A 22,863-nucleotide genomic window follows, 5' to 3' on the forward strand; every position below is an offset into this window, starting at 1 on the left:
CGAACGGTACGTACGGTGGTGTAAGAGGTCGGGGGCTAGCCGCCCCCTCCTACTTAATTTAATTAACAGATATACTTAGAAGGACTAAGCGAAGGTATATTTGGTGGAAATAATGGATTAACTATTCGGTTTAGGAGAAATCTTCATGTTCATACTTATCAAAGGTTCAGGCAGACAGGATGCATACATAGAAAAGTTATATATAAGCACACCTAATAGCGTTCTCTTCCAGTTCGGCGTCAACATGCCGATGGTTAGCGTTAAGAAAACATACGGCATTGTCGAGCGCACGGAGGAGAGCCGAAGAGACCGCATTGTACTTCAGCATGAACTGCAGTACCATTTTGACCAGCTGCTTCTTGAAGTCCCTTGTGATACGATTTTCGTACATGGCGATTTTGCGCCTGTTGAAATTTCCGTTTTGAAGGAACTCGGTCGAGTTAATGCCGATCGGTTTACATTTATCGTATCCGTCCATGACGATGCAGTGCCAGCGGGGCACATTCTGATCGAGGAAGTAGAATAGAATAGATAACGTACATTAGAATCGGTGACGAGGGTAGTCTTGATGAGATATCCACAAAGAGTAGTTCTAGTATGCTGTGGATAACTTGAATGTACTGGGCCAGAGATGCCGCCGCAGGAATTGCGCGTAGCCGCGATGTTAAGACGGTTTTACCGTCTTAAACTGTCATCCGCCCTGCGCAACTGTGGCTTTAAGGCGGTTTAACCGTGCTAAAGACGCTAGCCGCTGCAGGATGTGCGCGTAGCCGCGATGTTAAGACGGTTTTACCGTCTTAACTGCCATACGCCCTGCGCAACTGTGGCTTTAAGGCGGTTTAACCGCGCTAAAGTCGCTAGCCGCGGCAGGATGAACCAGGAGGAGCCGCCAAAGCAGCTGTTTTTGCAGCAACAGGCTGCAATCACTTTTTAACTATCTTCTGCCCTGCTTTGTCTGCTATGCTAGAAGCAGAGAAGTGCCTGCCAGGGAAGAAAGTGAAGTGAAATATTTGAATCAAGATTATCAGTTATCGGTTCAAGAAGTGCTGGAGCGGCCGCATTTTCAGCATGCTTACATAGCCGCAGGGAAGCAGGGACTTCATCGTCTGGTGCGATGGGTACATATCATTGAAGTCATACAATTTGAGCAGCTGCTGCAAGGCGGGGAAATGATACTCACGACTGGAGCCGCCTTCAAGTCGGACACTCAGTTGTTCAAGACTTATCTGGAGCAGTTGATAAATAGAAATGTGTCCTGTCTTTGTATTGAAATGGGGCATTACCTGAGTTCGGTGCCAGAAGAGTGGACGGAAATGGCGGAAATGCATGGCTTGCCGCTTATTATTTTTCCGCAGGCGGTGCGATTCATTGATATTACGCAAGATATTCATGCGCATATCATTAATCAGCATCATCAAGCGCTGCAGGACTTGGAAAAAATATCGCGCGAATTTCATCGCATGACGCTGACTTCGCAGGGTGTCACTCAGGTGCTTCAGCTGTTGCAAACTAGCACGAAAGCACAGGTCATCTACGTGCCGGCGGAAGGGCAGCCCAAATGGGTTCCACACGCTTCAAGCCGCGAGTCCAAACGTTGGATAGAACTTCTACACAAACGTCTGGATGAGAGCCCGGAGGCAGCCCATCCGGCATCGCCCTCACAGATAGAGTTTGAAGGACAGACGATGATTGTGCAGCCTGTCGGCGCCATGGGCAAAACGTGGGCGCACATTGCTATCGTACTGAACAGCAGGCCCAGGGAGTACGAGTTCCTGATTCTGGATTCGGCCTCGCTGTCGATTGCGCAGGATTTGCTGCGCAAACGTTATATGGAAGAACGCAAGCTCTATTCCCAGACGCTCTGGGTGGATGACTTGCTCCATTTGCGCATTCGCGATGAAGAGCAGATCAAGGTATTGATAGGGCCGGACTTCAAACGGCTCAATGCACTGAATTATCACGTGTGTCTAATTGAGTTCGAGTACGATCAGGAGGCAAGATCCTCCTCTGGTGACGAGGGTGTCGAGTCATTAGGCATACATTTATCGCTGAACGTGCGTTCTGTTTTCGAGCAACATGCGTTTCATCCGCTCATCACGCTGCAGAACAATCGGCTCGTTGTCATCGCTTTCGATCAGGCTCCAAAGAAGCCTGCAAAAGAAAGATTGCAGCACGTCTTTCAATCTCTTCAGCAAATGAAAGCCGAAGAGCAGGTCAAGCTAGTCATTGGCGTCGGTCAAGTCAACCGGAGCTTTATGAATGCTTATATTAGCTATCAGGAAGCGATTCAGGCGATTTCGCTGTCATCGACCTTACAGACGAACGCGCTGTACTTCGATGAGCTAGGCGTTTTCCAGCTGTTGTTTCATATCGCTGACAAGCAGACGCTGCAGGCTTTTGTACGGACCCATCTAGGGCCGCTCATCGAGCATGATCAGACGAGAGGCAGTGAGCTTTTAAGAACGTTGAAGGTGTATTTGGATAATGACGGCTCCAAGCAAATCGTTGCGCAGCAGCTGTTTATCGTCCGTCAGTCGCTCTATTACCGATTGGAAAAAATCGAAGAGCTGCTCGGCCATGATTACATGTCGCCGGAAAAACGCTTAGCGCTGCAAGTTGCGATCCGTGCTTTTCAGCTTTTGAACCCTGAAACGAAAATGTGAAAAAAGTTTGTAAAGTTTCCTTACAATTTGTCTAATGGAACGTTAGAGGATTAATTCTATACTTGGAGACAAGTACAGATTGATCCTTTTTTCATGGGGTCGCGAGCGAGAGGGAGAATGACGATGATTATTGGCGTACCTAAGGAAATTAAAAATAACGAGTATCGAGTCGGTATGACACCGGGTTCCGTGCATTCTTACACAAGTGCTGGACACACCGTATGGGTGGAAACCAATGCCGGTCACAGTATTGGATTTACGGACGAGGATTACGTACAAGCAGGTGCTGCAATCGTTTCCAATGCTGCCGATGTATGGTCTGCGGAAATGGTTGTCAAAGTGAAAGAACCGCTGCCGGAAGAGTACGGCTATTTTCACGAGGGACTGATTTTGTACACGTATCTGCATCTGGCTCCCGAAGCGGAATTGACACATGCCCTGGTGGAAAAAAAGGTAACAGCAATCGCCTATGAGACGATCCAGCTGGACAACGGCAGCCTCCCATTGCTGACGCCGATGAGCGAAGTGGCCGGTCGCATGTCGATCCAGATCGGTGCGCATTTCCTGGAAAAAGCGCATGGCGGCAAAGGCATACTCCTTAGCGGCGTTCCGGGTGTAGAGCCGGCCAAAGTCGCCGTTATCGGCGGCGGCATCGTAGGTACGAACGCAGCGAAAATGGCGGCAGGTCTAGGCGCCGATGTCACGATCGTCGATCTGAATCCGGATCGTCTACGCCAATTGGACGATCAATTCCAAGGGCGTGTGAAGACGGTGATGTCCAATCCGTATAACATCGCAGAAGTGGTGCGTCGTGCCGACTTGGTCGTAGGCGCCGTATTGATCCCAGGCGCGCGTGCACCGCGGCTAGTCACGGAAGATATGGTGAAGACGATGAGTCCGGGCTCCGTGATCGTCGACGTGGCAATTGACCAAGGCGGATCGATCGAGACGATCGATCGGATTACGACTCATGATCAACCAACTTATGTGAAGCATGGCGTCATCCATTATGCGGTTGCGAACATGCCGGGGGCCGTAGCGAGAACATCAACACTCGCGCTCACGAATGTGACAACGCCATATGGCTTGCAGATCGCTAACAAAGGTTATGTTCAAGCGGCTTTGGACAACAAAGCGATTGCAAAAGGCATTAACGTCTTAGCCGGTCATGTTTCTTACAAAGCGGTAGCCGAGGCGCATGGTTATGCGTATACGGATGTTTATTCACTTTTACAATAGAATAAGGTAAAATAGATGGAACTGGCTTCTGCTCATTTTGCAGGGGCCGGTTTTTATGTTTATCAACATTTCGCCTTGAGGATTACAGAGGAGAAGAATTACGGATGGATTTCAATGTGAAAAGGATCAACTTGCTGGCTATAGTGGTTGGATCAGCCATTATTGCTTTTGGGATGAATTATTTTAATATGGCTAATGGTCTGGCGGAGGGAGGAATAACAGGACTTGCTCTTTTGCTAAAATACGTTATGGGCTGGAACCCGGCGTGGACGAATCTCTGTTTCAATATTCCTCTCCTCTTGCTTGGATGGCGGCTTCTAGGCAGGACAAGCTTGATTTATACGATCACGGGGATGCTTTCCGTGTCTTTGTTTTTATGGCTGTTCGAGAGTTTTAAAATGCCGCTGCCCGATCCATTGCTGGCCTCGCTCTATGCAGGAGCAATCGTTGGGTTGGGCTTTGGAATCGTGTTTCGCTTTGAAGGAATGACAGAGGGGACAGATATCATTGCCCGGCTTGTGCAGAACCATTATGGCATCGGCATCGCCAAAACGATTTTTGCCATGGATTTCGTTGTGCTGGTGCTCTCGCTCATTTATTTGGATTTGACGCGTGCAATGTATACGCTGGTGGCGATCGTAGTGGGGGCGAGGGTGATTGATTTCGTGCTCGAAGGTTCATCCGGTGCGAAAGCGGCATTCATTATTACGGCCCGGCCTGGGGAGACGGCCACTACGATCATGAAACAACTGAATCGAGGGATTACATTTCTGGAAGGCAGAGGCGGTTATACCGGAAATCGCAGGGAGGTCATCTACTGCATCGTTAGCCGCAAAGAAATCGTCAAGCTAAAATCCATTGTGCATCGGGTCGATCCGGCGGCATTTGTTACGTTTAGCGATGTGAAGGAAGTCGTGGGCAATGGCTTTTCGGAGGAGTGAGACGTACGGAGTCGCAGCTTTGCCATGGGTCCCTGAAAAAAAGCCCCAGTACACATCATGTACCGGGGCTTTTCCAAATGATTTAGAACGCAGGCACGATCGCGCCTTTGTACTTGTCTTCGATGAATTTTTTCACGTCAGCGGAGTTCAATTCTTTAGCCAGCTTTTGCATCGCTTCGGAATCTTTGTTATCCGGACGGGAAACAAGGATGTTCACGTAAGGCGAATTTTTATCCTCGATGAACAAGGCGTCTTTTGTCGGCATCAAATTCGCTTGAAGCGCGTAGTTCGTGTTGATCAACGCCAGATCGAACTCGCCGATCGTACGTGGCAGCATAGCAGGGTCTAATTCTTTGATTTGCAGTTTTTTGCTGTTTTCTACGATATCTTTAACGGTTCCTTTAATACCAACGCCGTCTTTCAGCTTGATCAGACCGTTTTTCTCCATGAGAGCGAGCGCACGGCCGGCATTGGACGGATCGTTAGGAATGGCAACGGATGCGCCTTCTTTTAATTCAGCAACTGATTTCACTTTTTGGGAATAAGCGCCGAATGGTTCGATATGAACGCCGACAACTTTCACGAGGTTCTCATTTTTATCTGCGTTGAATTGATCCAGGTAAGGCTGGTGTTGGAAAAAGTTCGCGTCCAGCTGTTTTTCAAACACTTGGACATTCGGTTGCACGTAGTCGTTAAACTCGATAACTTCAAGGTTAACGCCCTGTGCTTTCATTTTGTCTTTGATCGAGTTCAAAATTTCCGCATGCGGAACGGACGATGCACCCACTTTTAGCGTAATTTCTTTAGCTCCTGCAGGAGTTGCTGATGCTGCCGGTGCTGCACTTGCAGCTGGGGATGGGCTTGCAGCCGGTTTTTGTCCACAGGCTGCAAGTGCAACCATGAGGAACAAAGCGACTAGCGATACAGTAAGTTTTTTCATGATGATTTTCTCTCCTCTTTATCTATTTTTTATTAAATCTTGTGACGAGCCGGTCACCGACCGTTTGCAAAATCTGTACGAGCACGACCAGAATCACGACAGTCACAATCATAATATCGGTGCGGAAGCGCATGTAGCCGTAGCGCAGCGAAAGGTCGCCGAGCCCGCCGCCGCCAACGACGCCGGACATAGCGGAGTAAGAAAGCAGGGCGACAGCCGTCACGGTGACGGCTGAGATCAGACCCGGGCGCGCTTCCGGCAGCAGGACGCGCCAGACGATTTGCCACGGCGTCGCGCCCATCGATTGCGCGGCTTCAATGACGCCGCTCTCGATTTCGCGGAGAGCGGATTCCACGAGCCGCGCCAGGAAAGGCGCGGCAGCAATGACCAAGGGCGGGATTGCGCCCTTGACGCCTATGGTCGTATTCACCAGTGCCTTCGTGATCGGGAAGACCGATATCATCAAGATTACAAAAGGCACGGAGCGCAGTATGTTAACGACGAGCGAAAGTACGCCGTACAATGGCAAGTTTTGAAGTAGTTGGCCTCTGGATGTCAAAAAAAGGATAATGCCAAGCGCCATTCCGATGATAACAGTGAACAGCAGCGACCACCCCAGCATGACAAGCGTATCGCTTGTCGCTTTGCCGATCTCCGGCCAATTAATGTCCCAGGTCATATTCATGGCGTGAGCACCTCCACATCGATTCCTTCCTGCGTCAGTTTGGCAATCACCGTATCGATCTCATGCTTGTCTCCGCCCGTTAATTCAACGACGAGCTGACCATAGGGAACATGTTTCATGGCAGAAATCGTGCCCTGCAAAATCGCGAATGATACACGGGTTGATTTTACCGTTTCAAAAAGGATCGGTTCATAGGTTTTGCTGCCAATGTAAGTGATTCGAATTCGCGTACCTTGCTTGGCTACTTGCTGGTGCGCAGTTTCATCGACGGAAGTGAAACCGAGATCCGATACTTGTCCTACGAAATCCTTTGTCACTGCATGCTGCGGCTTCAAGAAAACGTCAAGCACCTTGCCGGTTTCAACGACCATTCCTTTTTCCATGACGGCAACCCGATCGCAAATCGCGCGGATCACCTGCATTTCATGCGTAATCAGGAGAATCGTGATGCCTAACTTCTTATTAATGTCCAGAAGAAGCGCCAGAATCGAATTGGTCGTCTGCGGATCAAGCGCAGAGGTCGCCTCGTCGCAGAGCAGAACGTCAGGATGATTGGCAAGCGCCCGGGCGATGCCTACACGCTGCTTCTGACCGCCTGACAACTGATTCGGATATTTACGGGCATGTTCTTGTAAACCGACCAGCTCAAGCAGTTCTTGAATTCTAGCGCTAATGGCGGACTTGGACATGCCGGCTAGTTTTAGAGGAAAGGCGATATTATCCGCAACGGTTGCCGAAGAAAGCAGGTTAAAATGCTGAAATATCATACCAATCTTACGGCGCTTCGCTTGGAGCTGACGGCCGTCAAGCCGCGTCATGTCTTCTCCATCAATTTGAATAGTCCCGGATGAAGGCCGTTCGAGCATGTTCACACATCGCAGCAGCGTACTTTTGCCGGCGCCGGAATGTCCGATGATTCCGAAAATTTCACCACGTTCGATATGTAAGTTGATCTGCTGGATGGCAGGTATACGTCCGGGCACATCGTCATAAACCTTTTCCAATTGCTTGATATGAATCAGATGAATACCCCCACTCGTACAGAAAATTAATAGATTTTATATTTTGACCAACGGTAGCCTATTTTATAAGAAAATGCAACCAGTTGCAACCACCAGGATATGGAAAAAGGATTGCTTACTTCAGATTGACGATGACGATGTTAGTCTATACACTGTATTTAAACGTTTCAATTACAAATCACAAGATTCGGCATAATCATGCTGAGCCATTGTGATTTTTCACGTAAGGGGATGAATCCATTGTCGGATATGCAGCAAAGAAAGCAAGAACTTATTGGCAAAATTGCCGTAAAAGCGTTCGAACAACCCTTAGACCACCATGATCTTTGGTTTCAAGGAGATATCAGGGACAACTATTATTATGCTTCCTATTTGTACGCGGCCTCGATGAATGATGGCTTAACGATCCATTTTAATAGAGAGGATGCAAGATTAAAAGCTGAATTAGTTTTACAACGAGTACTGGAATTGCAAAATCGGGATCAAGCGAGCCCGACATACGGACATTGGCCGCTCCACCTAAGGCCTACGCCCAAAGAAGCACCGTTCAATAGCCTGCCCGTGGAGTTAATGGGGAGCTTGATGGTTTACTTTTATCATCATTATAGAGAATCAATGAGCTTACCTTTGCGAGATTCCTTCAAAAACGCGCTTTTTCATATTTATAAAAGTGATTTTTACCGTAAGCCGCTCGAGCATTACCATCATCATGAAGCTAAATATACGGCTGCTAAGCTGATATTTGGACAGTTGTATCAGGATAAAGAGCTTTTGGAAGATGGTTTTCAAAGCTTGCGGCTAACGCTCGAACGCATCACCAAAATCGGCATGTCCGAATACGGCGGATTGCCTTGGTTCTGGCACTGGGTTCAAGCTTTTACATGCGCTTGGGAACTGGCAGAGGATATAGAGATCCGGGCAGCCTTGGAGCGAATGTTGGATTATTTGTGGAGCGTGCGAGCCGCCTATTACTTACGGGGCGCATGGGTAGGGGCCCACTCTCGAGGATGGCCTCATGATATTCCACAAGACCGGAACTTACTGCTGGACTACGTTCAGTTCGGCGATTTTAGTTTGCCTGACGATATGCCTCGCACGGAATACGCGGGATTCTTGACCTATGAAGCTCCTGTACAGGCTAAGAGCGAGGCCCTTAACAGGTCCGTCCCGGCCGAGTTGAAAATCCGGGTGCCACGACCAGCCGCAATAGCCGAGAATGATGAAGATGATCTTCACAGCTACGTATATTTCACAGAAAACTTTGCCGTCGGCGGGATGTGGGAGCGTGCTCTAGAGTTTGACAATGAACAGCATCGCTGGGATGTAACGGTACCTTTGGGGGCTGTAGACGGTGTGAATCGGCTTTTCTTCTTCCATCCTGGACCCGGGTATTCGAAAGGGGATCTACGCCATCAAAGCGAGTACGCCGAAGTGTTATTTCATAAGCAAACAGTCGCTGCGTTTTATGGAATACCTGATGGAGAACCCGAGGAAATCATTGGCTGCTTGCCTAATGGAGAGTGGATCGAAGAGCCTAACGCCTTATTCGGCTATTGCGGAGGTGTTTTTATAGCGGTTTACATACAGTGTCCTTATCAAAGAGAAGTGCTTGCCGACCGTTCTGTGGTGACAAGCTCTGGCAGCATGAATACGGTTGTTGTGGAATGTGTCGACCTTGCAGGCGCAAGTCATCACGGGGTATCTAATTTGCAGCAATTTGCTGAAAAGATGAGATGTAAGCAACCACATTTCAATTCTTCATATGAAAATAGTTGCAAATTGATTTATAAGACTTTGCAAGAAGAGTCGTTAGCCATTATGATAGATGAGCAGGGCGAAATTTCCAAATTTGTGAATGGTTCAACTGTTGATTTTAAGGCTTATGCCTATCATTCTTATACATAGAAAAGAGGATGTACCATGCCACTAGTCGATATGCCGTTAGAGAAGCTTATGACTTACGAGGGGATCAACCCACGCCCGGATGATTTTGAGGCATACTGGGAGCGCGCACTTGCTGAGATGAAAGCCGTTGATCCTCAGATCGAGCTGCGTCCAAGCGAGTTTCAAGTGCCTTATGCGGATTGTTTTGATCTTTACTTCACTGGGGTTGGCGGCGCTCGAATCTATGCGAAATACGTTCGCCCTAAGAACGTAGAGAGTCCACACCCGGCTATTGTACAGTTTCACGGGTATTCCGGAAATTCCGGAGATTGGAAGGAAAAATTGGCTTACGCCGCGGCCGGTTTCTCCGTATTCTCCATGGATTGCCGCGGGCAAGGCGGTCTTTCCGAGGATGTTGGCGGCGTAAAAGGCACGACGCTCCGCGGCCACATTATCCGCGGATTGGACGATCACCCGGATCAACTGCTTTACCGGCAAATTTTTCTCGATACGGCACAGCTCGCCGGTATCGCTATGAATATGCCGGAAGTCGATCCGGAGCGAGTTGGCGCCTTGGGCGGCTCGCAGGGCGGCGCATTGACGATCGCTTGTGCGGCGCTGGAGCCGCGCATTAAGCGGCTTGCACCGGTGTATCCATTCCTCAGCGATTATCAACGCGTTTGGGAAATGGATTTGGCGAAAGATGCCTATCAAGAGCTCAAAGATTATTTCCGCCGCCATGACCCGCAGCATAAACGTGAAGCCGAAACTTTCATGAAGCTGGGCTATATTGACATCCAACACCTTGCTGAGCGGATTCAAGGGGAAGTGCTTATGGCAGTAGGGCTAATCGATACCGTCTGCCCGCCATCTACGCAGTTTGCGGCATACAACAAAATTAAGGCCAAGAAGCAGCTGGAAATTTACCCAGACTTCGGCCATGAGCATTTGCCAGGCTTCGATGATACAGCGCTTCAATTTTTATTGCAATTATAAAATAGCATGGAATGTAAGAAAACAGGTGCCTATTGGCGCCTGTTTTCTTTCTTACTATGCAAGGGATGTTTAAGTTAGCAGTTTTGGTTTGCCAGACTCCTTTGGAAAGATAAGCGTGTCGATGGGGACGGACGGTGCTATGTGAGGCAGTAAAGATGATTTTCATCGTTGCAGATGCGAGGGCACGTGCTAGTCGTGTCTGTAGCGATGTTTTTCATTCTTTCAGATGAGAATAAAACAGATCTGAACGGCTGTGCGAGGCAATAAAGATGATTTTCATTGTTGCAGATGCGAGAGTCCGTGAGCGATGTTTTTCATTCTTTCAGAAGTGAAGAGGGCGGATTGGTTCTAAGGAAGCATATGATAGACGGCATAACGACAAAGGACATGAGGCGCAGCCCGCCACGGCAGAGGCATGTCCCCCGAAAGAGCCATTTCGGCTTTTTCGGCAGCAAAACAAGCCAGCGAAGTCGAAAACCGCTGACTCAAATAGTTCGGGCGCCACGCCCGTCCACCCGCCACTCGCCCCAGCTCCGCCGCAGTCACGTGCTCCGCCCGCCGCTCACTGAGCTCCGCCGCAGTCACGTGCTCCGCTTGCGGTACACGCGTTCGGGTCGGCCCACGACGCCGTACGACAGGTCGGCGTATACTTCGCCCGAGCTGACCAAATGCTCCAGATAGCGCCGCCCCGTGGAACGGCTGACGCCGATTTCTTTGGCGATTTGCTCGGCGGTCATGCCGCCGTCTGCGGTGGAAATCGCCTGCACGATTTTTACGAGCGTCAATTTATCAATGCCTTTGGGGAGAAAAGAGGGCTCCGAGCGCGTATCTTTCTTGCCAGAGCCCGACAATAGGCGATCCACGTCGCTCTGATTGATCGTGCCGCTTTCATTCAGGCGGTTGAGCTCCCTGTGGAAGTCGAGATAGCGAAGCAATGTTTCTTGCAGCCGGTTAAAGATGAGCGGTTTCATAATGTAATCGAAAGCGCCGCTTCGAACGGCTTCGCGAATAGCCTCGACTTCTTTGGCCGCAGTGATCATAATGACGTCGGTTTCCCGGTAATGTTGACGAATATAAGAAAGCATGTCCAGTCCGTTCGCGCCCGGAAAATAAACATCCAGCAGCACGAGATTAGGGCGCAATATGTCAAGCTGCTCCTTGGCTTGAACGTCGTCCGTAGCAATTCCGACGACATGAAAGCCTTCAACTTTTTCAATAAATCTTGCATTGATTTCGGCAATTTTGACGTCGTCTTCTACAATTAAAACATCAATGATCGGTTGCTGAGGCTCCTGGTTCATAGTTCGAACTCCTTTCTCCATGAGTACGCTTGGGAATGGCAACGGTGAAAATCGTACCGCCAACCGGATTTTTGTGGAAGGTCATATACCCGTTCAGTTTACCTATGGCATGCCTGACCAAGGCAAGTCCAATGCCCCGGTGTTCACCTTCCTTCGTGGAAAAACCTTTCTCAAACACGGCATCGCCCACTTCATCGGGAATGCCGATACCGCGATCTTCACACTCAATAATTAAATCTTTGCCAAGATCGGTCAAAAATAATTTCACATACGGCTCTGTCTGATCGCCGCCTGCAAGGACGGCTTCCATCGCATTGTCAATCAGATTGCCGATGATCGTGACAAGCATATTGCGATCGATCTCCTCAGGGATATCGGCAAATGAGCTTTCATGGTCAATCTCAAATGTTAACTTCAGCTCTTGAGCATGATTGAATTTGCCGATCAACAGCCCCCCGATCATCGGATCGGGAATTTCGCGCATGATGAACTGCACCCAGTTCTGGTGCACGTTTGCTTCCCTTGAAATCAGCTCGACCGCTTCCTGATACGATTCAAGTTGGATGAGCCCGGAAATGACATACAATTTGTTCGAAAATTCATGCGTCTGAGCGCGCAAAGCCTCAGCGAACCGCCTCACCTGGGAAAGTTCCTCGGCTAACCGGTACAACTCCGATTTGCTGCGGAAGCTGGACACGGCGCCGGTTACGTTGTTTTTCCGGTTTATGATGGGTACCCGGTTGACAATGACCTCGTGATCGCCGATGAGCATTTCATGATCAAACTCGGCTTCTCCAGTTCGTACCACTTCATAAAGGCGGGTATTCGGGATGAAGTCTTCAATATGGCGACCTGTAATTTTAGCATGGATCGGCAGCTGCAAAAGCTGAAGCGCATAGCGGTTCGCCATCGTAATTATACCCTCCCGATTTACAGCGATAATGCCTTCGCGGATCGATTGCAGGATAGCCTGCTTTTCGGTATAGAGCTCGCCGATTTCTTTGGGTTCGAGCCCATGAATCGAGCTTCGTACGTTGCGTGCGATCAGTACGGAGCCAATCAAGCCCACGACAAGCACGATCATGGAAATCAGCTCGATTCGCGATTGATAGGCTTGTGTAATGGTATCGATGTCCTCGGTAAGAAAACCGACAGAGACAATGCCGATGACGTTACCGCTTTCACCGAAGACGGGCGCTTTGCCGCGGAGCGAAGGACCCAGGGAACCGACGGCTTTGGATATGATCGAGTGTCCCTCGAGCACCGGGCCATTATCCCCGCCGACCATTTCTTTGCCGATCCGATCCGGAAGCGGGTGCGAGTAGCGAATACCCTCACGGTTTCCTACAACGATGTATTCGGCATCGGTTTTTTCCCGGATGCTTTCAGCGATTGGCTGGATGATCGCAGAAGGGTCTGATGTTTGAAAAGCTTGGCGAATTTCGGGTATATCGGCAACGGTTTCCGCGACTTTTAAGGCGCGTGTCCCGATCTGATCCTCAAGAGCCGTGGTCATAATGTAAAAGAAAATGCTTCCTAAACTGACGATGACGAAGAACAGGAGAGAACAAATGATAAGGATTAGCTTGGTTTGCAGTTTCATAACGTTCAAAGGCCCTCCATTTTCGCTTTTGGGGGAACATTAGCTTGTATTGTATCATAAAGCGTTATCATTTTGATCGATAACCGCCGCCGCCATCCGTGAACAATATGAACAAAATGTCCATAACGACGTTATTACAACTAATCTCGTTAAACTTCCCTAAATGTGAATGCGATGTTATTCTGAAAACGCTTCAACGAAATCGTATACAAAAACACATCAAAACATGTGGAGGGGTTTCAATTGATAAAACAACTTTTAATGGCTTCATGGAAAGTGACGACGATTGGCGTTTTGGCAGTCAGCTTAGCTGCTTGTGGAAACAGCGCAAACAAGCCGGCGGCAACAAGCGCTCCTGCCGATAAAGGCAAAGAAACAACGGCGCCTACCCAAGCGGCAAAATCAAACTATCCGGAGAAAGCGCTTAGCATTATCGCTCCGTCCGGTGCAGGCGGCGGCTGGGATATGACAGCTCGTACGATCGCCAAAGTTTTGACAGAAACGAAAGCAATCGATAAGCCGGTTACTGTGGAAAACAAACCAGGTGGCGGAGGCGCGGTATTCTTGGCGGAATACGCAACCAAAGACGTAAAAGACAACTACAAGCTGTTCGTCAGCTCACCGCCGATTCTCATTAACCATCTGAAAAAAGAAGGCAATACACCTTACGGTTATAACGATACGACGCCGCTTGCCCAGTTGACCAAAGACTATGGCGCAGTTGCAGTAGCGGCGAACTCCAAGTATAAAGATCTAAAATCGCTGCTCGACGATATGAAAGCCGATCCTACGAAATTGACGGTTGCCGGCGGTTCCGCGCCAGGTTCGATGGACCACCTGGTCTCCATTCTCCCGGCATTCAAATACGGCATCGATCCGAAAAAGGTTAAATATGTGTCCTACGATGGCGGCGGGGAAGCCGTGACGGCGCTGCTTGGCGGCAATGCCGACGTTCTGGGTACAGATGCTTCTTCCTTGGATCAATACGTTAAAGCTGGCAAGATTCGCATTCTGGCCGTCGCTGCACCTGCCCGTCTTGGCGGAAGCTTGAAAGATATTCCGACGATGAAAGAACAGGGCGTTGATGCAGAGTTCCTGATTTGGCGCGGATTCTTCGGACCGAAAAACATGAGTGCTGATGCGAAAGCCTACTGGGAAGATGCGATCAAGAAAATGGTAGAATCCGATGCTTGGAAAAAAGAAATGCAAGCGAATAGCTGGGAAACCGATTACAAGAAAGCTGATGATTTCAAAGCCTACTTGGGACAACAAGAAGCACAACTTAAAGACATGCTGACAGCGCTTGGCATGCAGAAATAAGAACCTAGAAACAAGGGAGAAGATAACCTCTTCTCCCTCGCTCATAGGGTAGGAGGCAGAGAAAGATGAATACGACGATTGACCGTTATGCAGGCATCGCGTTTTTCGCCATTGGCATCGCGTTTGTCATCGGCGCAATGGGAATTTCAACAAGCGCATACGGCAGTAATGTAGGCGCTAATATTTTTCCGATGATACTCGGATCGTTTTTATCGCTTATGAGTGTTCGCCTTATTTATGAGACATTTCGCAAACAACAAGCGGAAAAAAGTAAAGAAAATTTGGACTACAAAAGATTCGGCATCATTTTTATCGCCGCTGTCTTATATGCATATTTCCTTGAAGATATCGGGTTCGTGATCTCGACATTCCTGTTCTTGATGATCGGATTCCAAACGATGCAAAAGGGTAAGGTATGGGTTTCCCTACTGATTGCAGCCGGATTCTCGTATGGTGTTTATTATTTGTATGTCAACGTGCTGGATGGTTCGCTTCCCGGATTCCCAGCTTGGCTAGGAGGAGCATGACATGAGCACAATTGACTATGTTCTTCATGGATTAGGCACTGCCATGCAGTGGCACAATGTCGTGTTTGTTTTCTTAGGCGTACTGATCGGAACTGTGGTAGGCGTATTGCCGGGGATTGGTCCGATGAGCGGTGTTGCTCTGTTGATTCCAATTACAGCAACGATGACAGCTGGATTAGCTCCTGAAGAAGCGGCGACAAGTTCGATTATTTTGCTGGCTGGTGTTTATTACGGAGCGATGTACGGGGGTTCGACGACGTCGATCCTGTTAAACACGCCGGGGGAATCGTCTTCAGTCGTAACGACACTCGACGGTTACCAAATGGCTAAACAAGGCAGAGCGGGCGCGGCGCTTGCAATCTCAGCGATTGGTTCTTTTGCCGCGGGAATCATCTCCTTGATCGGTCTTATCTTTTTGGCACGCCCTTTATCGGCGGTGGCAATTAAGTTCGGACCGGCCGAATACTTCTCCCTGATGGTGCTCGGCTTGCTCGCGATCAGCGGTCTTGCCGGCAAATCGATGGTGAAGGCGCTCATCATGACTGCTTTCGGCCTTCTGCTCGCAACGATCGGAATCGATAATGTATCCGGCGTGGAACGCTTTACGTTCGGCATTCCGGAACTGTACCAAGGCTTGGAATTCCTGACCGTTGCGGTAGGTACATTCGCGGTCGGGGAAGTGTTTAAGACCATCCTTCAACGTGAAGGAAATGACGGCGAATTGGCGAAAATTCATCGCATCCTACCGACGAAACAGGATATGAAAGACAGCGCGGCGCCGATAGCCCGCGGCTCCATTCTTGGATTCTTTATCGGACTGCTGCCGGGTGCAGGTGCAATCCTTGCCTCATTCTTTGCTTATATCGTCGAGAAAAAAATCAGTAAAAATCCCGAGAAGTTCGGCAAAGGAGCGATTGAGGGCGTAGCTTCGCCTGAGTCCGCGAACAATGCCGCTTCCGGTGGCGCTATGATTCCGCTTTTGACATTGGGGATTCCGTCATCCGGCACGACAGCGATTTTAATGGGCGCATTCATTATGTATAACGTTCAACCGGGTCCTTTGTTATTCCAAGATCACCCTCAGCTCGCCTGGGGCGTTATTGCAAGTATGTTCGTAGGCAACCTGATGCTGCTCATTCTCAACATGCCGCTTGTTAAAGTATTTGCCAAAGTCATTGAGACGCCAACCAAATACCTGATTCCATTGATCATTGTCTTTTCCGTGTTTGGTGTCTATGCGGTTCAGTATTCAACGTTTGACTTGCTCTTAATTATGGGCTGCGGTCTTGTCGGTTACTTCTTGGCTAAAAACGATTACCCGCTGGCTCCGCTTGTACTGGGTCTCATTTTAGGGCCAATGATGGAAAACAACATGCGCAGAGCGTTGACGATTTCTAACGGCGATTTTATGATTTTCCTGCAAAAGCCGGTCTCACTCGCATTTCTCATTATCGGACTTTTGTGGATCTCGATTCCTCTTATTCTTAAAATGAGGGGCAAAAACGTCCTTGTGAACGAGGAAGGTTAAAAGATTAACGTCAAACCCCTGTTAGAATGGACCCTAGCCCTGATCATGATCAGCAGCTTTTCCAGCCTAATCAGGGGTTTCATTAATGGAGAGTATTGTCATGGACGTCCTGTTATTAATCGTACTGAACGTAATCGTACCTGTATTTGTGTTAATCGGCGCAGGTGTGCTGATGCATCGTACCTTTAAATTTGAAATGAACACGCTGTCCAAGCTGAATGCTTTTTTCTTGCTCCCTGCCGTCAGCTTTACGAACATTTATGAAAGTAAATTCGATGCGGGTCTGCTTTTCCGAATTGTTGGGTTCTTACTTTTGCAAAGCATAGTGCTCATCTTGATCAGCAAGGCGGCGGCAATGCTGGCTAAATTTGATAAAGGTCTGACTTCGAGCTTTTCGAACAGTGTCGTTCTAAGCAATTCCGGCAATTTTGGGCTGCCGGTCAGCCAGCTCGTGTTTCAGAATAATCCGCTTGGATTGTCGGTACAAGTCGTCGTGTCGATCTATCAAAACCTGCTCACAAATACATTCGGTTTAATGAATGCAGTTTCCGCCCAAAGTCAGGGACAGAAGCTGTTCAAAGAACTGCTGAAAAATCCGATGATTTATGCTTTTTTATTAGGATTGCTAATGCACTCGTTAGCCATCCCGATCCCGGCTTTTATTTGGAATCCGCTGCAAAATGTCGCTAACGCGTTCCTGGCCATTGCGCTTGTGACATTGGGCGCGCAGAGCGCTTACTTGCAATTCAAAAGATTGAGTGTCGCGCTTGTACTTAGTTTACTGGGGAGACTTGTCATTTCACCGGTAATCGCGCTGGGGTTTATCTGGCTGCTGCAACTTGATGGCACGACTGCCCAAGCATTGCTCATTGCCAGTTCGTTTCCGACATCAAGAAACAGCGCCGTCTTCGCTTTAGAATATGGAAATCACCCTGAATATGCGGCGCAGGTCGTATTACTATCGACATTGCTAAGCAGTGTGACTGTCACCTTGGTTGTTTACGCGGCAAAAATTTTATTTTAAATCAATGACAAATTAATGGTTGAGATTGTTACAGATTGAACAAGCTGATTTTTAATTGGAGGGCATGGAGAGAGATGGAACTGGAGTGGCTTTTACTCGGACTACTTAAAATCATAATCATCAACATTGTGCTCAGCGGAGATAACGCGGTCGTCATTGCTTTGGCTTGCCGGAATTTGCCTGCAGAACAGCAGAAAAAGGCGATATTCTTCGGCAGCTTCGGAGCGATTGTACTGCGTGTCATTCTGACCTTTGTCGCGGTATGGATGCTACAAATCCCTTTCGTTCAAGTGCTTGGCGGGATTATGTTGATCTGGATCGCCGTCAAATTAATGAAAAACGAAGAACAGGAAGAGAATTTGCCATCCAGCCAGCATCTGGGTGCAGCAGTTAAAACGATCCTCATCGCCGATCTGGTCATGAGTCTTGATAATGTACTGGCGGTAGCAGGCGCGGCTAATGGGAACTTCCTGTTGATTGCTCTTGGACTAGCGATCAGCATTCCGCTGATCATTTGGGGAAGCAGGCTGCTGATGGCGCTGATGAACCGTTTTCCCGTTATCGTCATGCTGGGTGTCGGCTTGCTTGGTTATACGTCTGGGGAAATGATCATGAGCGACGGTGCGATCGCTGCGCGCATGGAAACGGCTCATCCGGCCCTGCATTATGTTCTCCCTGTACTTTTGGCTGTTGCGGTTATCGTCGTTGGTAAATGGCTTCAGAAAAAGCAGAAAGAAGATTCGGTACAAGCAGATTTGGCAGGACAATAATAACTGGAGGGATCCGTATGGGCGGGTTGGAAACGAAAGCGATTGTGGAAATTAATCAGGCAGCGAATCAATTCAAATCAAGTATCGTCATCAAAGTAGGCACAAGATTCATCGATGTGAAAAGCATACTTGGCCTGAGTATTACGCTTTTCAGCAATCAGGTGTACCAGCTTGAAATTCATGGTCCGGATGAAGAAGAAGCGAAAGCGGTTATGAAGCAAATTTTTGAAAAGCATGGCCTTCCGCTTAGCGAAGGTTAAAGTATGAAGTTGAAGGGGCTGTCCGAAAAGGATGGCCCCTTATTTTGCTTTAAAATGAACAACTGCGCTATACAGCATTTTGCCGACGTTAGGGTCGAACACGACGTTGTGCTGGATGGCGAATACATCGAGCAGCAGTGCTTTGTTATTGTCAATCTGCTCGTCAATTTTTTGCTCCAGCGATTTCATATCGTACGCTTGAAAAAATTCAATTTTATTTTCGATTCGATCCAATCTAAATTCCATCTGCTCGTTCTCCCAAGTGAATGATTGTATGATTCCATTAATAACTGATATTAGGAAGTATATGCTATGTTTAATAATGGAGTCAAAAGATGTATTCCGTTCAGCATTCTGCTCACATAACTTTATATACACTCCAATTTCCGTATAATTAAAGACATACAGGAGTTGATGCGATAATGAAGTCTACACGGTTATTGATTGATTTCTTCAAGGAGAAATGGCCGCTGTACGTACTGGCTGCACTGTCTATTTCGATTGGGAACATTATTCATTCTTACTACCCGAAGATTCTAGGTATATTTACCGACCAGCTTCAACAAGGAGGCTTGAGTCAACCGCTAATTATTGATTACAGTTTTAAACTTCTCATGATTGGCATTTCTTATGGTGTGCTGGTTGCGATTGGGCAGTACATGATCATGCGTAACGGCAGGCGGTTTGAGTATGTGTCGCGCAATCGGTTATTCGATCATTTTACGCATTTAAGCGCGACCTTTTATTCGAAGCATGGAGTCGGAAAGCTGCTCAGTTATGTCATGAATGACGTGACGGCGATTCGGGAATCCATCTCCATGGGGATCAATCAGGTAGTCAACTCAACGATCTTGATCGGGGCCGTTATCATCACGATGCTCTTCAGTTCCATTCCGCTTTATTTAATTGCTGTTTGTGTGATTCCGCTACTATTCATTCCTATACTTGCAGTCAAATTTCGGCCAATTATTAGAAATCATTCGTTGCTCGTGCAGGAATCTCTGGGCAAAATGACTGAATCTGCCGAAGAACAGTTCGGAGGCATTCGCGTCGCCAAAAAATTCGCCGTAGAAGCGATCATGATACGCCGATTCGCCGAAACCGTGGACCGCATTCGCGACAACCAGCTCCGCTTGGTCCGGTTATCATCGCTGTTTGAGGCGCTTATTCCATTTTTGGGGGCGCTTTCGCTCATTATCGCCCTTGCCTTTGGCGGCTATTTAACCATCCATCACCGGATTACCGTAGGCAATTTCGTTGAATTAACGCTATACATAAGAATGATGGTGAATCCGCTTCAACAGATCGGACGCGTGATTAACGCCATGCAGCGCTCCAGGGCTTCGCTCGAGCGAATTAATGATCTGCTCGATATGAAATCGGATATTGTGCACAACGAGCTTGAGCAAATGACCGATCTCGACCACGAGGAAATCCGGATCGAGCACTTATCTTTTGCCTATCCGGGTGACGAGGACGAGGTGCTTCATGACATAACGCTACGGATCGAGCCGGGTAAATCGCTAGGCATTATCGGGAAGACCGGGAGCGGCAAATCGACGCTGGTAAAGCTAATGCTCCGCATCTACGAACCACCGGCAGGTACGGTATGGATCGGTGAAACGGATATACGCGATGTGACGCTCGAAAGTTTGCGGACTCAAATCGCTTATGTTCCGCAGGAAGGTTTCCTTTTTAGTACGACTATTCGCGATAACATCGCTTTCTACAAAAGAGAAACGCCGCTCGATCAGGTGGAGCGCGCCGCCAGAAAGGCACAAATTTTCACGAGTATTGCAGCATTTCCTGAGCAATTCGAAACGAAATTAGGGGAACGCGGTGTGACGCTGTCCGGCGGTCAAAGGCAGAGAACCAGCCTGGCAAGAGGCATCATCAAAGATTCTCCGGTGATGATTCTTGACGATAGCGTAAGTGCTGTGGATTCCGTTACGGAAAAACATATTATCGATACGATCAGGAAGGAACGATCGGATAAAACGACGATCTGGATCGCCCACCGCATCAGCGCTTTAAAGCATACGGATGAAATTATCGTGCTTGATGAAGGACGAATCGTGCAGCGTGGTACCCATGAGGAACTGCTATCGCAAGATGGGCTGTACGCCGAGCTCCATGCGATCCAGGAAGGGGGGGACCACGATGCCAATACTTAAGCGTAGAACGGCAGAGGAACGGAAAGCGACGAAATCGGCATTTCATGCTTTATCCGTCTATGCGAAGCCGCACCGGTTCACATTTGTTGCTATTCTCTTTTGCACGCTTCTGGGTATTGCAGCCGACTTGTTTCAGCCTTATTTGGTGAAAATCGCCATCGACGACAACCTGATGGTGGGTAAAAACGATTACAAATCGCTAATTCTCATTTGTTTGTTCTACGTAGGCTTGTCTGTCTGTTCATTGTTTTTCAGCTATCTGCAGAACAATTTGCTCCAGTTCGCCGGGCAAAGTATTGTCGCGAAGATCCGTAAGGATTTGTTTCAGCATATCTTCCGTCTATCGATGTCTTATTATGACCGGACGCCTAGCGGCAGCTTGATTACGCATGTCTCCAGCGATACCGAGACGTTAAATCAATTTTTCACGCAAGTGCTGCTCAGCCTCGTTCGCGATGGGATGACATTGATTTTTATCATCGTACTTATGTTTCATCTGGATCCCCAGCTTACACTGTACAGTATGCTGGTCATACCGATCATCGTGCTTATTGCGGTCGGGTTCCGTACTTATATGCGAAAAACCTATCAATTGTCCAGATCGCAATTGTCGCAGCTTGTTGCCTTCGCCGCGGAAAATTTATCCGGCATGCACCTGATTCAGGCTTTCCATCAGGAGAAAGAGCAGATGAAACGATTTTCCGATCGCAATCTCGGCTACTTTCGCGCGAATTTGCGGGAAGTCCGGACGAACGTTTTATTTAACCGTTCGTTTGATATTTTAGGTAACTTATCTGTTGCTTTCATTACATGGCTCGGCGGCATCGCCGTTTTTGATAATGCAATTGAGTTCGGCGTGCTTTATGCGTTTATCACCTATATACGGCAATTTTTCCAGCCGATCAATACGATTACCCAGCAGTGGAATACGCTGCAGTCTACGACCGTATCGATGAACCGGATTTGGAATGTGTTCTCGATCAAACCGGATATTGCGGATAAACCGGATCCAAAGCCGATTTCCTTGTCGGAAGTGCGGGGCCGCATTCATTTCAATCACGTTCGCTTTGGCTATCAACAGGATGTGCCGGTTATTGAAGATCTAGAGCTGCTTATTGAACCCGGTCAAATGATAGGTATCGTCGGTACGACGGGAGCGGGGAAAAGCTCGCTGATCAGCCTGCTCTGCCGGTTCTACGATGTGCAGCAGGGGAGTATTCGCATTGACGGCACCGATGTTCGAGACATGGCGCAGGCGGATCTGCACCGGATGGTCGGACTCGTGCAGCAGGAACCGTACTTATACGCCGGCAGTATTCTTGAGAACGTCCGCATGTTTGACGATACGATATCGAGAGATGATGTTATGCGTGCATGCACGCTGGTTGGAGCGGATGCCTTGATCGCACGGATGAAGGACGGCTATGAGACGCGCATCTCCGAAAGAGGCAGCGGCCTCTCAGCAGGCGAGCGGCAGCTGATCTCCTTTGCGCGCATCATCGTCTTCCAGCCGAAAGTGCTGATCCTGGATGAAGCGACAGCGAACTTGGACTCGCAGACGGAGCAGTTGATCCAGTCGGCGCTGCAGATCGTCGCCGAAGGCCGAACGACGCTGGTGATCGCGCACCGCATCTCCACGATCGTCCACGCCGATCGGATCATTGTCATGCAGGGCGGCCGGATCGTCGAGGAAGGCAGCCACGAGCAATTGCTCGAGCTCCATGGATACTACGAGCAATTGTACCTGCACGCGCAGGGGAAGATGGATGCTGCGCGGACATCTTCGTAGGATGCGCCGGCCGCGAAGCCGTGCGGTGACGCGTGCTGCGGCGACGCGTAAGCGCTCGAAACAGCGCGGATGATAGGTCGGCGGTTGCGAGTTGCGCCGGTGCCAAAGGCGGGGAAAAAGCGAGCTGAAACACCCATTTCTATATAGCCCCCTAATCCACTTGGACACTTTAATCCACTTCAGATACACTAAAAACA

Annotated in this window: 20 protein-coding genes; 14 read left to right on the forward strand and 6 right to left on the reverse strand. The window is 48.7% G+C overall.

From position 1 onward, the window contains the following. Positions 1–145: 145 nt before the first annotated feature. The 4 genes from ACFQZT_RS32520 to ACFQZT_RS32535 all read left to right on the forward strand — a co-directional run bounded on the left by ACFQZT_RS32520 (position 146) and on the right by ACFQZT_RS32535 (position 4,843). Entirely contained in the window at positions 146–526 is a 381-nt protein-coding gene (locus ACFQZT_RS32520) for a hypothetical protein (RefSeq protein ID WP_379307168.1), read from the forward strand. Positions 527–1,001: 475 nt separating this feature from the next. Beyond that, positions 1,002–2,663 (forward strand): PucR family transcriptional regulator, encoded by a 1,662-nt coding sequence (locus tag ACFQZT_RS32525; protein WP_379307170.1) that lies wholly within the window; start codon positions 1,002–1,004, stop codon positions 2,661–2,663. A 123-nt stretch (positions 2,664–2,786) separates the two neighbouring features. Next, complete coding sequence (gene ald / locus ACFQZT_RS32530; protein ID WP_379307172.1) at positions 2,787–3,902, forward strand: alanine dehydrogenase; 1,116 nt, start codon at positions 2,787–2,789, stop codon at positions 3,900–3,902. A gap of 104 nt (positions 3,903–4,006) precedes the next feature. Then, on the forward strand, positions 4,007–4,843 hold the full coding sequence (locus tag ACFQZT_RS32535) for a YitT family protein (protein ID WP_379307174.1): 837 nt from the start codon (positions 4,007–4,009) through the stop codon (positions 4,841–4,843). 82 nt (positions 4,844–4,925) lie between these two features. Here ACFQZT_RS32535 and ACFQZT_RS32540 read toward each other — a convergent pair whose 3' ends face one another. Genes ACFQZT_RS32540 through ACFQZT_RS32550 form a run of 3 tightly spaced genes read right to left on the reverse strand, consistent with a single transcriptional unit; the run spans position 4,926 to position 7,490 of the window. Then, positions 4,926–5,783, reverse strand: a complete 858-nt coding sequence (locus ACFQZT_RS32540) for a MetQ/NlpA family ABC transporter substrate-binding protein (protein ID WP_379307176.1) — start codon at positions 5,781–5,783, stop codon at positions 4,926–4,928. Positions 5,784–5,805: 22 nt separating this feature from the next. Beyond that, on the reverse strand, positions 5,806–6,462 hold the full coding sequence (locus tag ACFQZT_RS32545) for a methionine ABC transporter permease (RefSeq protein ID WP_379307193.1): 657 nt from the start codon (positions 6,460–6,462) through the stop codon (positions 5,806–5,808). A 2-nt stretch (positions 6,463–6,464) separates the two neighbouring features. Further along, positions 6,465–7,490 (reverse strand): methionine ABC transporter ATP-binding protein, encoded by a 1,026-nt coding sequence (locus ACFQZT_RS32550; protein ID WP_379307194.1) that lies wholly within the window; start codon positions 7,488–7,490, stop codon positions 6,465–6,467. 249 nt (positions 7,491–7,739) lie between these two features. On the opposite strand from ACFQZT_RS32550, the gene ACFQZT_RS32555 reads away from it, so the two are divergent. Together ACFQZT_RS32555 and ACFQZT_RS32560 are read left to right on the forward strand one after the other, a co-directional pair. Further along, on the forward strand, positions 7,740–9,395 hold the full coding sequence (locus ACFQZT_RS32555; protein WP_379307195.1) for a hypothetical protein: 1,656 nt from the start codon (positions 7,740–7,742) through the stop codon (positions 9,393–9,395). A gap of 15 nt (positions 9,396–9,410) precedes the next feature. Beyond that, positions 9,411–10,370 (forward strand): alpha/beta fold hydrolase, encoded by a 960-nt coding sequence (locus ACFQZT_RS32560; protein WP_379307178.1) that lies wholly within the window; start codon positions 9,411–9,413, stop codon positions 10,368–10,370. Positions 10,371–10,951: 581 nt separating this feature from the next. Here ACFQZT_RS32560 and ACFQZT_RS32565 read toward each other — a convergent pair. Continuing rightward, complete coding sequence (locus tag ACFQZT_RS32565; protein WP_379307180.1) at positions 10,952–11,671, reverse strand: response regulator; 720 nt, start codon at positions 11,669–11,671, stop codon at positions 10,952–10,954. Continuing rightward, a complete protein-coding gene (locus ACFQZT_RS32570) occupies positions 11,640–13,274 on the reverse strand; it encodes an ATP-binding protein (protein WP_379307182.1) in 1,635 nt (544 codons plus the stop codon). Before ACFQZT_RS32570 ends, ACFQZT_RS32565 begins: the two co-directional genes overlap by 32 nt. 261 nt (positions 13,275–13,535) lie before the next feature. Here ACFQZT_RS32570 and ACFQZT_RS32575 point away from each other — a divergent pair, with 261 nt between their 5' ends. The 6 genes from ACFQZT_RS32575 (at position 13,536) to ACFQZT_RS32600 (ending at position 18,703) form a co-directional block, all read left to right on the forward strand. After that, the gene (locus ACFQZT_RS32575; protein ID WP_379307196.1) at positions 13,536–14,594 is read left to right on the forward strand and encodes a tripartite tricarboxylate transporter substrate binding protein; all 1,059 of its coding nucleotides are present in this window, start codon (positions 13,536–13,538) and stop codon (positions 14,592–14,594) included. Between the two features lie 65 nt (positions 14,595–14,659). Next, positions 14,660–15,121 carry a tripartite tricarboxylate transporter TctB family protein gene (locus tag ACFQZT_RS32580; protein ID WP_379307184.1) on the forward strand — a complete coding sequence of 154 codons (462 nt, stop codon included), beginning with the start codon at positions 14,660–14,662 and terminating at the stop codon, positions 15,119–15,121. Position 15,122: 1 nt separating this feature from the next. Beyond that, entirely contained in the window at positions 15,123–16,649 is a 1,527-nt protein-coding gene (locus tag ACFQZT_RS32585; RefSeq protein ID WP_379307186.1) for a tripartite tricarboxylate transporter permease, read from the forward strand. A 100-nt stretch (positions 16,650–16,749) separates the two neighbouring features. Continuing rightward, on the forward strand, positions 16,750–17,673 hold the full coding sequence (locus ACFQZT_RS32590; protein ID WP_379307198.1) for an AEC family transporter: 924 nt from the start codon (positions 16,750–16,752) through the stop codon (positions 17,671–17,673). Between the two features lie 74 nt (positions 17,674–17,747). Beyond that, positions 17,748–18,443 carry a TerC family protein gene (locus ACFQZT_RS32595; RefSeq protein ID WP_379307188.1) on the forward strand — a complete coding sequence of 232 codons (696 nt, stop codon included), beginning with the start codon at positions 17,748–17,750 and terminating at the stop codon, positions 18,441–18,443. A gap of 17 nt (positions 18,444–18,460) precedes the next feature. After that, the gene (locus ACFQZT_RS32600; protein ID WP_379307189.1) at positions 18,461–18,703 is read left to right on the forward strand and encodes an HPr family phosphocarrier protein; all 243 of its coding nucleotides are present in this window, start codon (positions 18,461–18,463) and stop codon (positions 18,701–18,703) included. 39 nt (positions 18,704–18,742) lie between these two features. Here ACFQZT_RS32600 and ACFQZT_RS32605 read toward each other — a convergent pair whose 3' ends face one another. Further along, a complete protein-coding gene (locus ACFQZT_RS32605) occupies positions 18,743–18,949 on the reverse strand; it encodes a YrzA family protein (protein ID WP_379307190.1) in 207 nt (68 codons plus the stop codon). A 176-nt stretch (positions 18,950–19,125) separates the two neighbouring features. On the opposite strand from ACFQZT_RS32605, the gene ACFQZT_RS32610 reads away from it, so the two are divergent. Together ACFQZT_RS32610 and ACFQZT_RS32615 are read left to right on the forward strand one after the other, a co-directional pair. Continuing rightward, entirely contained in the window at positions 19,126–20,877 is a 1,752-nt protein-coding gene (locus tag ACFQZT_RS32610) for an ABC transporter ATP-binding protein (protein WP_379307191.1), read from the forward strand. After that, positions 20,864–22,666 carry an ABC transporter ATP-binding protein gene (locus ACFQZT_RS32615; protein ID WP_379307192.1) on the forward strand — a complete coding sequence of 601 codons (1,803 nt, stop codon included), beginning with the start codon at positions 20,864–20,866 and terminating at the stop codon, positions 22,664–22,666. Before ACFQZT_RS32610 ends, ACFQZT_RS32615 begins: the two co-directional genes overlap by 14 nt. Positions 22,667–22,863: the final 197 nt, after the last annotated feature.

This window comes from Paenibacillus sp. GCM10027628, assembly GCF_042676385.1.
Classification (GTDB): Bacteria; Bacillota; Bacilli; order Paenibacillales; family NBRC-103111; genus Paenibacillus_E.

What these genes read in the sequence shown, in the direction of transcription:
- ACFQZT_RS32570 (WP_379307182.1), bottom strand. Translation starts at nt 13,274, where the DNA reads ATGAAACTGCAAACCAAGCTAATCCTTATCATTTGTTCTCTCCTGTTC.
- ACFQZT_RS32555 (WP_379307195.1), top strand. Translation starts at nt 7,740, where the DNA reads ATGCAGCAAAGAAAGCAAGAACTTATTGGCAAAATTGCCGTAAAAGCG.
- ACFQZT_RS32600 (WP_379307189.1), top strand. Translation starts at nt 18,461, where the DNA reads ATGGGCGGGTTGGAAACGAAAGCGATTGTGGAAATTAATCAGGCAGCG.
- ACFQZT_RS32605 (WP_379307190.1), bottom strand. Translation starts at nt 18,949, where the DNA reads ATGGAATTTAGATTGGATCGAATCGAAAATAAAATTGAATTTTTTCAA.
- ACFQZT_RS32585 (WP_379307186.1), top strand. Translation starts at nt 15,123, where the DNA reads ATGAGCACAATTGACTATGTTCTTCATGGATTAGGCACTGCCATGCAG.
- ACFQZT_RS32540 (WP_379307176.1), bottom strand. Translation starts at nt 5,783, where the DNA reads ATGAAAAAACTTACTGTATCGCTAGTCGCTTTGTTCCTCATGGTTGCA.
- ACFQZT_RS32565 (WP_379307180.1), bottom strand. Translation starts at nt 11,671, where the DNA reads ATGAACCAGGAGCCTCAGCAACCGATCATTGATGTTTTAATTGTAGAA.
- ACFQZT_RS32560 (WP_379307178.1), top strand. Translation starts at nt 9,411, where the DNA reads ATGCCACTAGTCGATATGCCGTTAGAGAAGCTTATGACTTACGAGGGG.
- ACFQZT_RS32580 (WP_379307184.1), top strand. Translation starts at nt 14,660, where the DNA reads ATGAATACGACGATTGACCGTTATGCAGGCATCGCGTTTTTCGCCATT.
- ACFQZT_RS32545 (WP_379307193.1), bottom strand. Translation starts at nt 6,462, where the DNA reads ATGACCTGGGACATTAATTGGCCGGAGATCGGCAAAGCGACAAGCGAT.
- ACFQZT_RS32610 (WP_379307191.1), top strand. Translation starts at nt 19,126, where the DNA reads ATGAAGTCTACACGGTTATTGATTGATTTCTTCAAGGAGAAATGGCCG.
- ACFQZT_RS32535 (WP_379307174.1), top strand. Translation starts at nt 4,007, where the DNA reads ATGGATTTCAATGTGAAAAGGATCAACTTGCTGGCTATAGTGGTTGGA.
- ACFQZT_RS32575 (WP_379307196.1), top strand. Translation starts at nt 13,536, where the DNA reads ATGGCTTCATGGAAAGTGACGACGATTGGCGTTTTGGCAGTCAGCTTA.
- ACFQZT_RS32520 (WP_379307168.1), top strand. Translation starts at nt 146, where the DNA reads ATGTTCATACTTATCAAAGGTTCAGGCAGACAGGATGCATACATAGAA.
- ACFQZT_RS32615 (WP_379307192.1), top strand. Translation starts at nt 20,864, where the DNA reads ATGCCAATACTTAAGCGTAGAACGGCAGAGGAACGGAAAGCGACGAAA.
- ACFQZT_RS32595 (WP_379307188.1), top strand. Translation starts at nt 17,748, where the DNA reads ATGGAACTGGAGTGGCTTTTACTCGGACTACTTAAAATCATAATCATC.
- ald (WP_379307172.1), top strand. Translation starts at nt 2,787, where the DNA reads ATGATTATTGGCGTACCTAAGGAAATTAAAAATAACGAGTATCGAGTC.
- ACFQZT_RS32590 (WP_379307198.1), top strand. Translation starts at nt 16,750, where the DNA reads ATGGACGTCCTGTTATTAATCGTACTGAACGTAATCGTACCTGTATTT.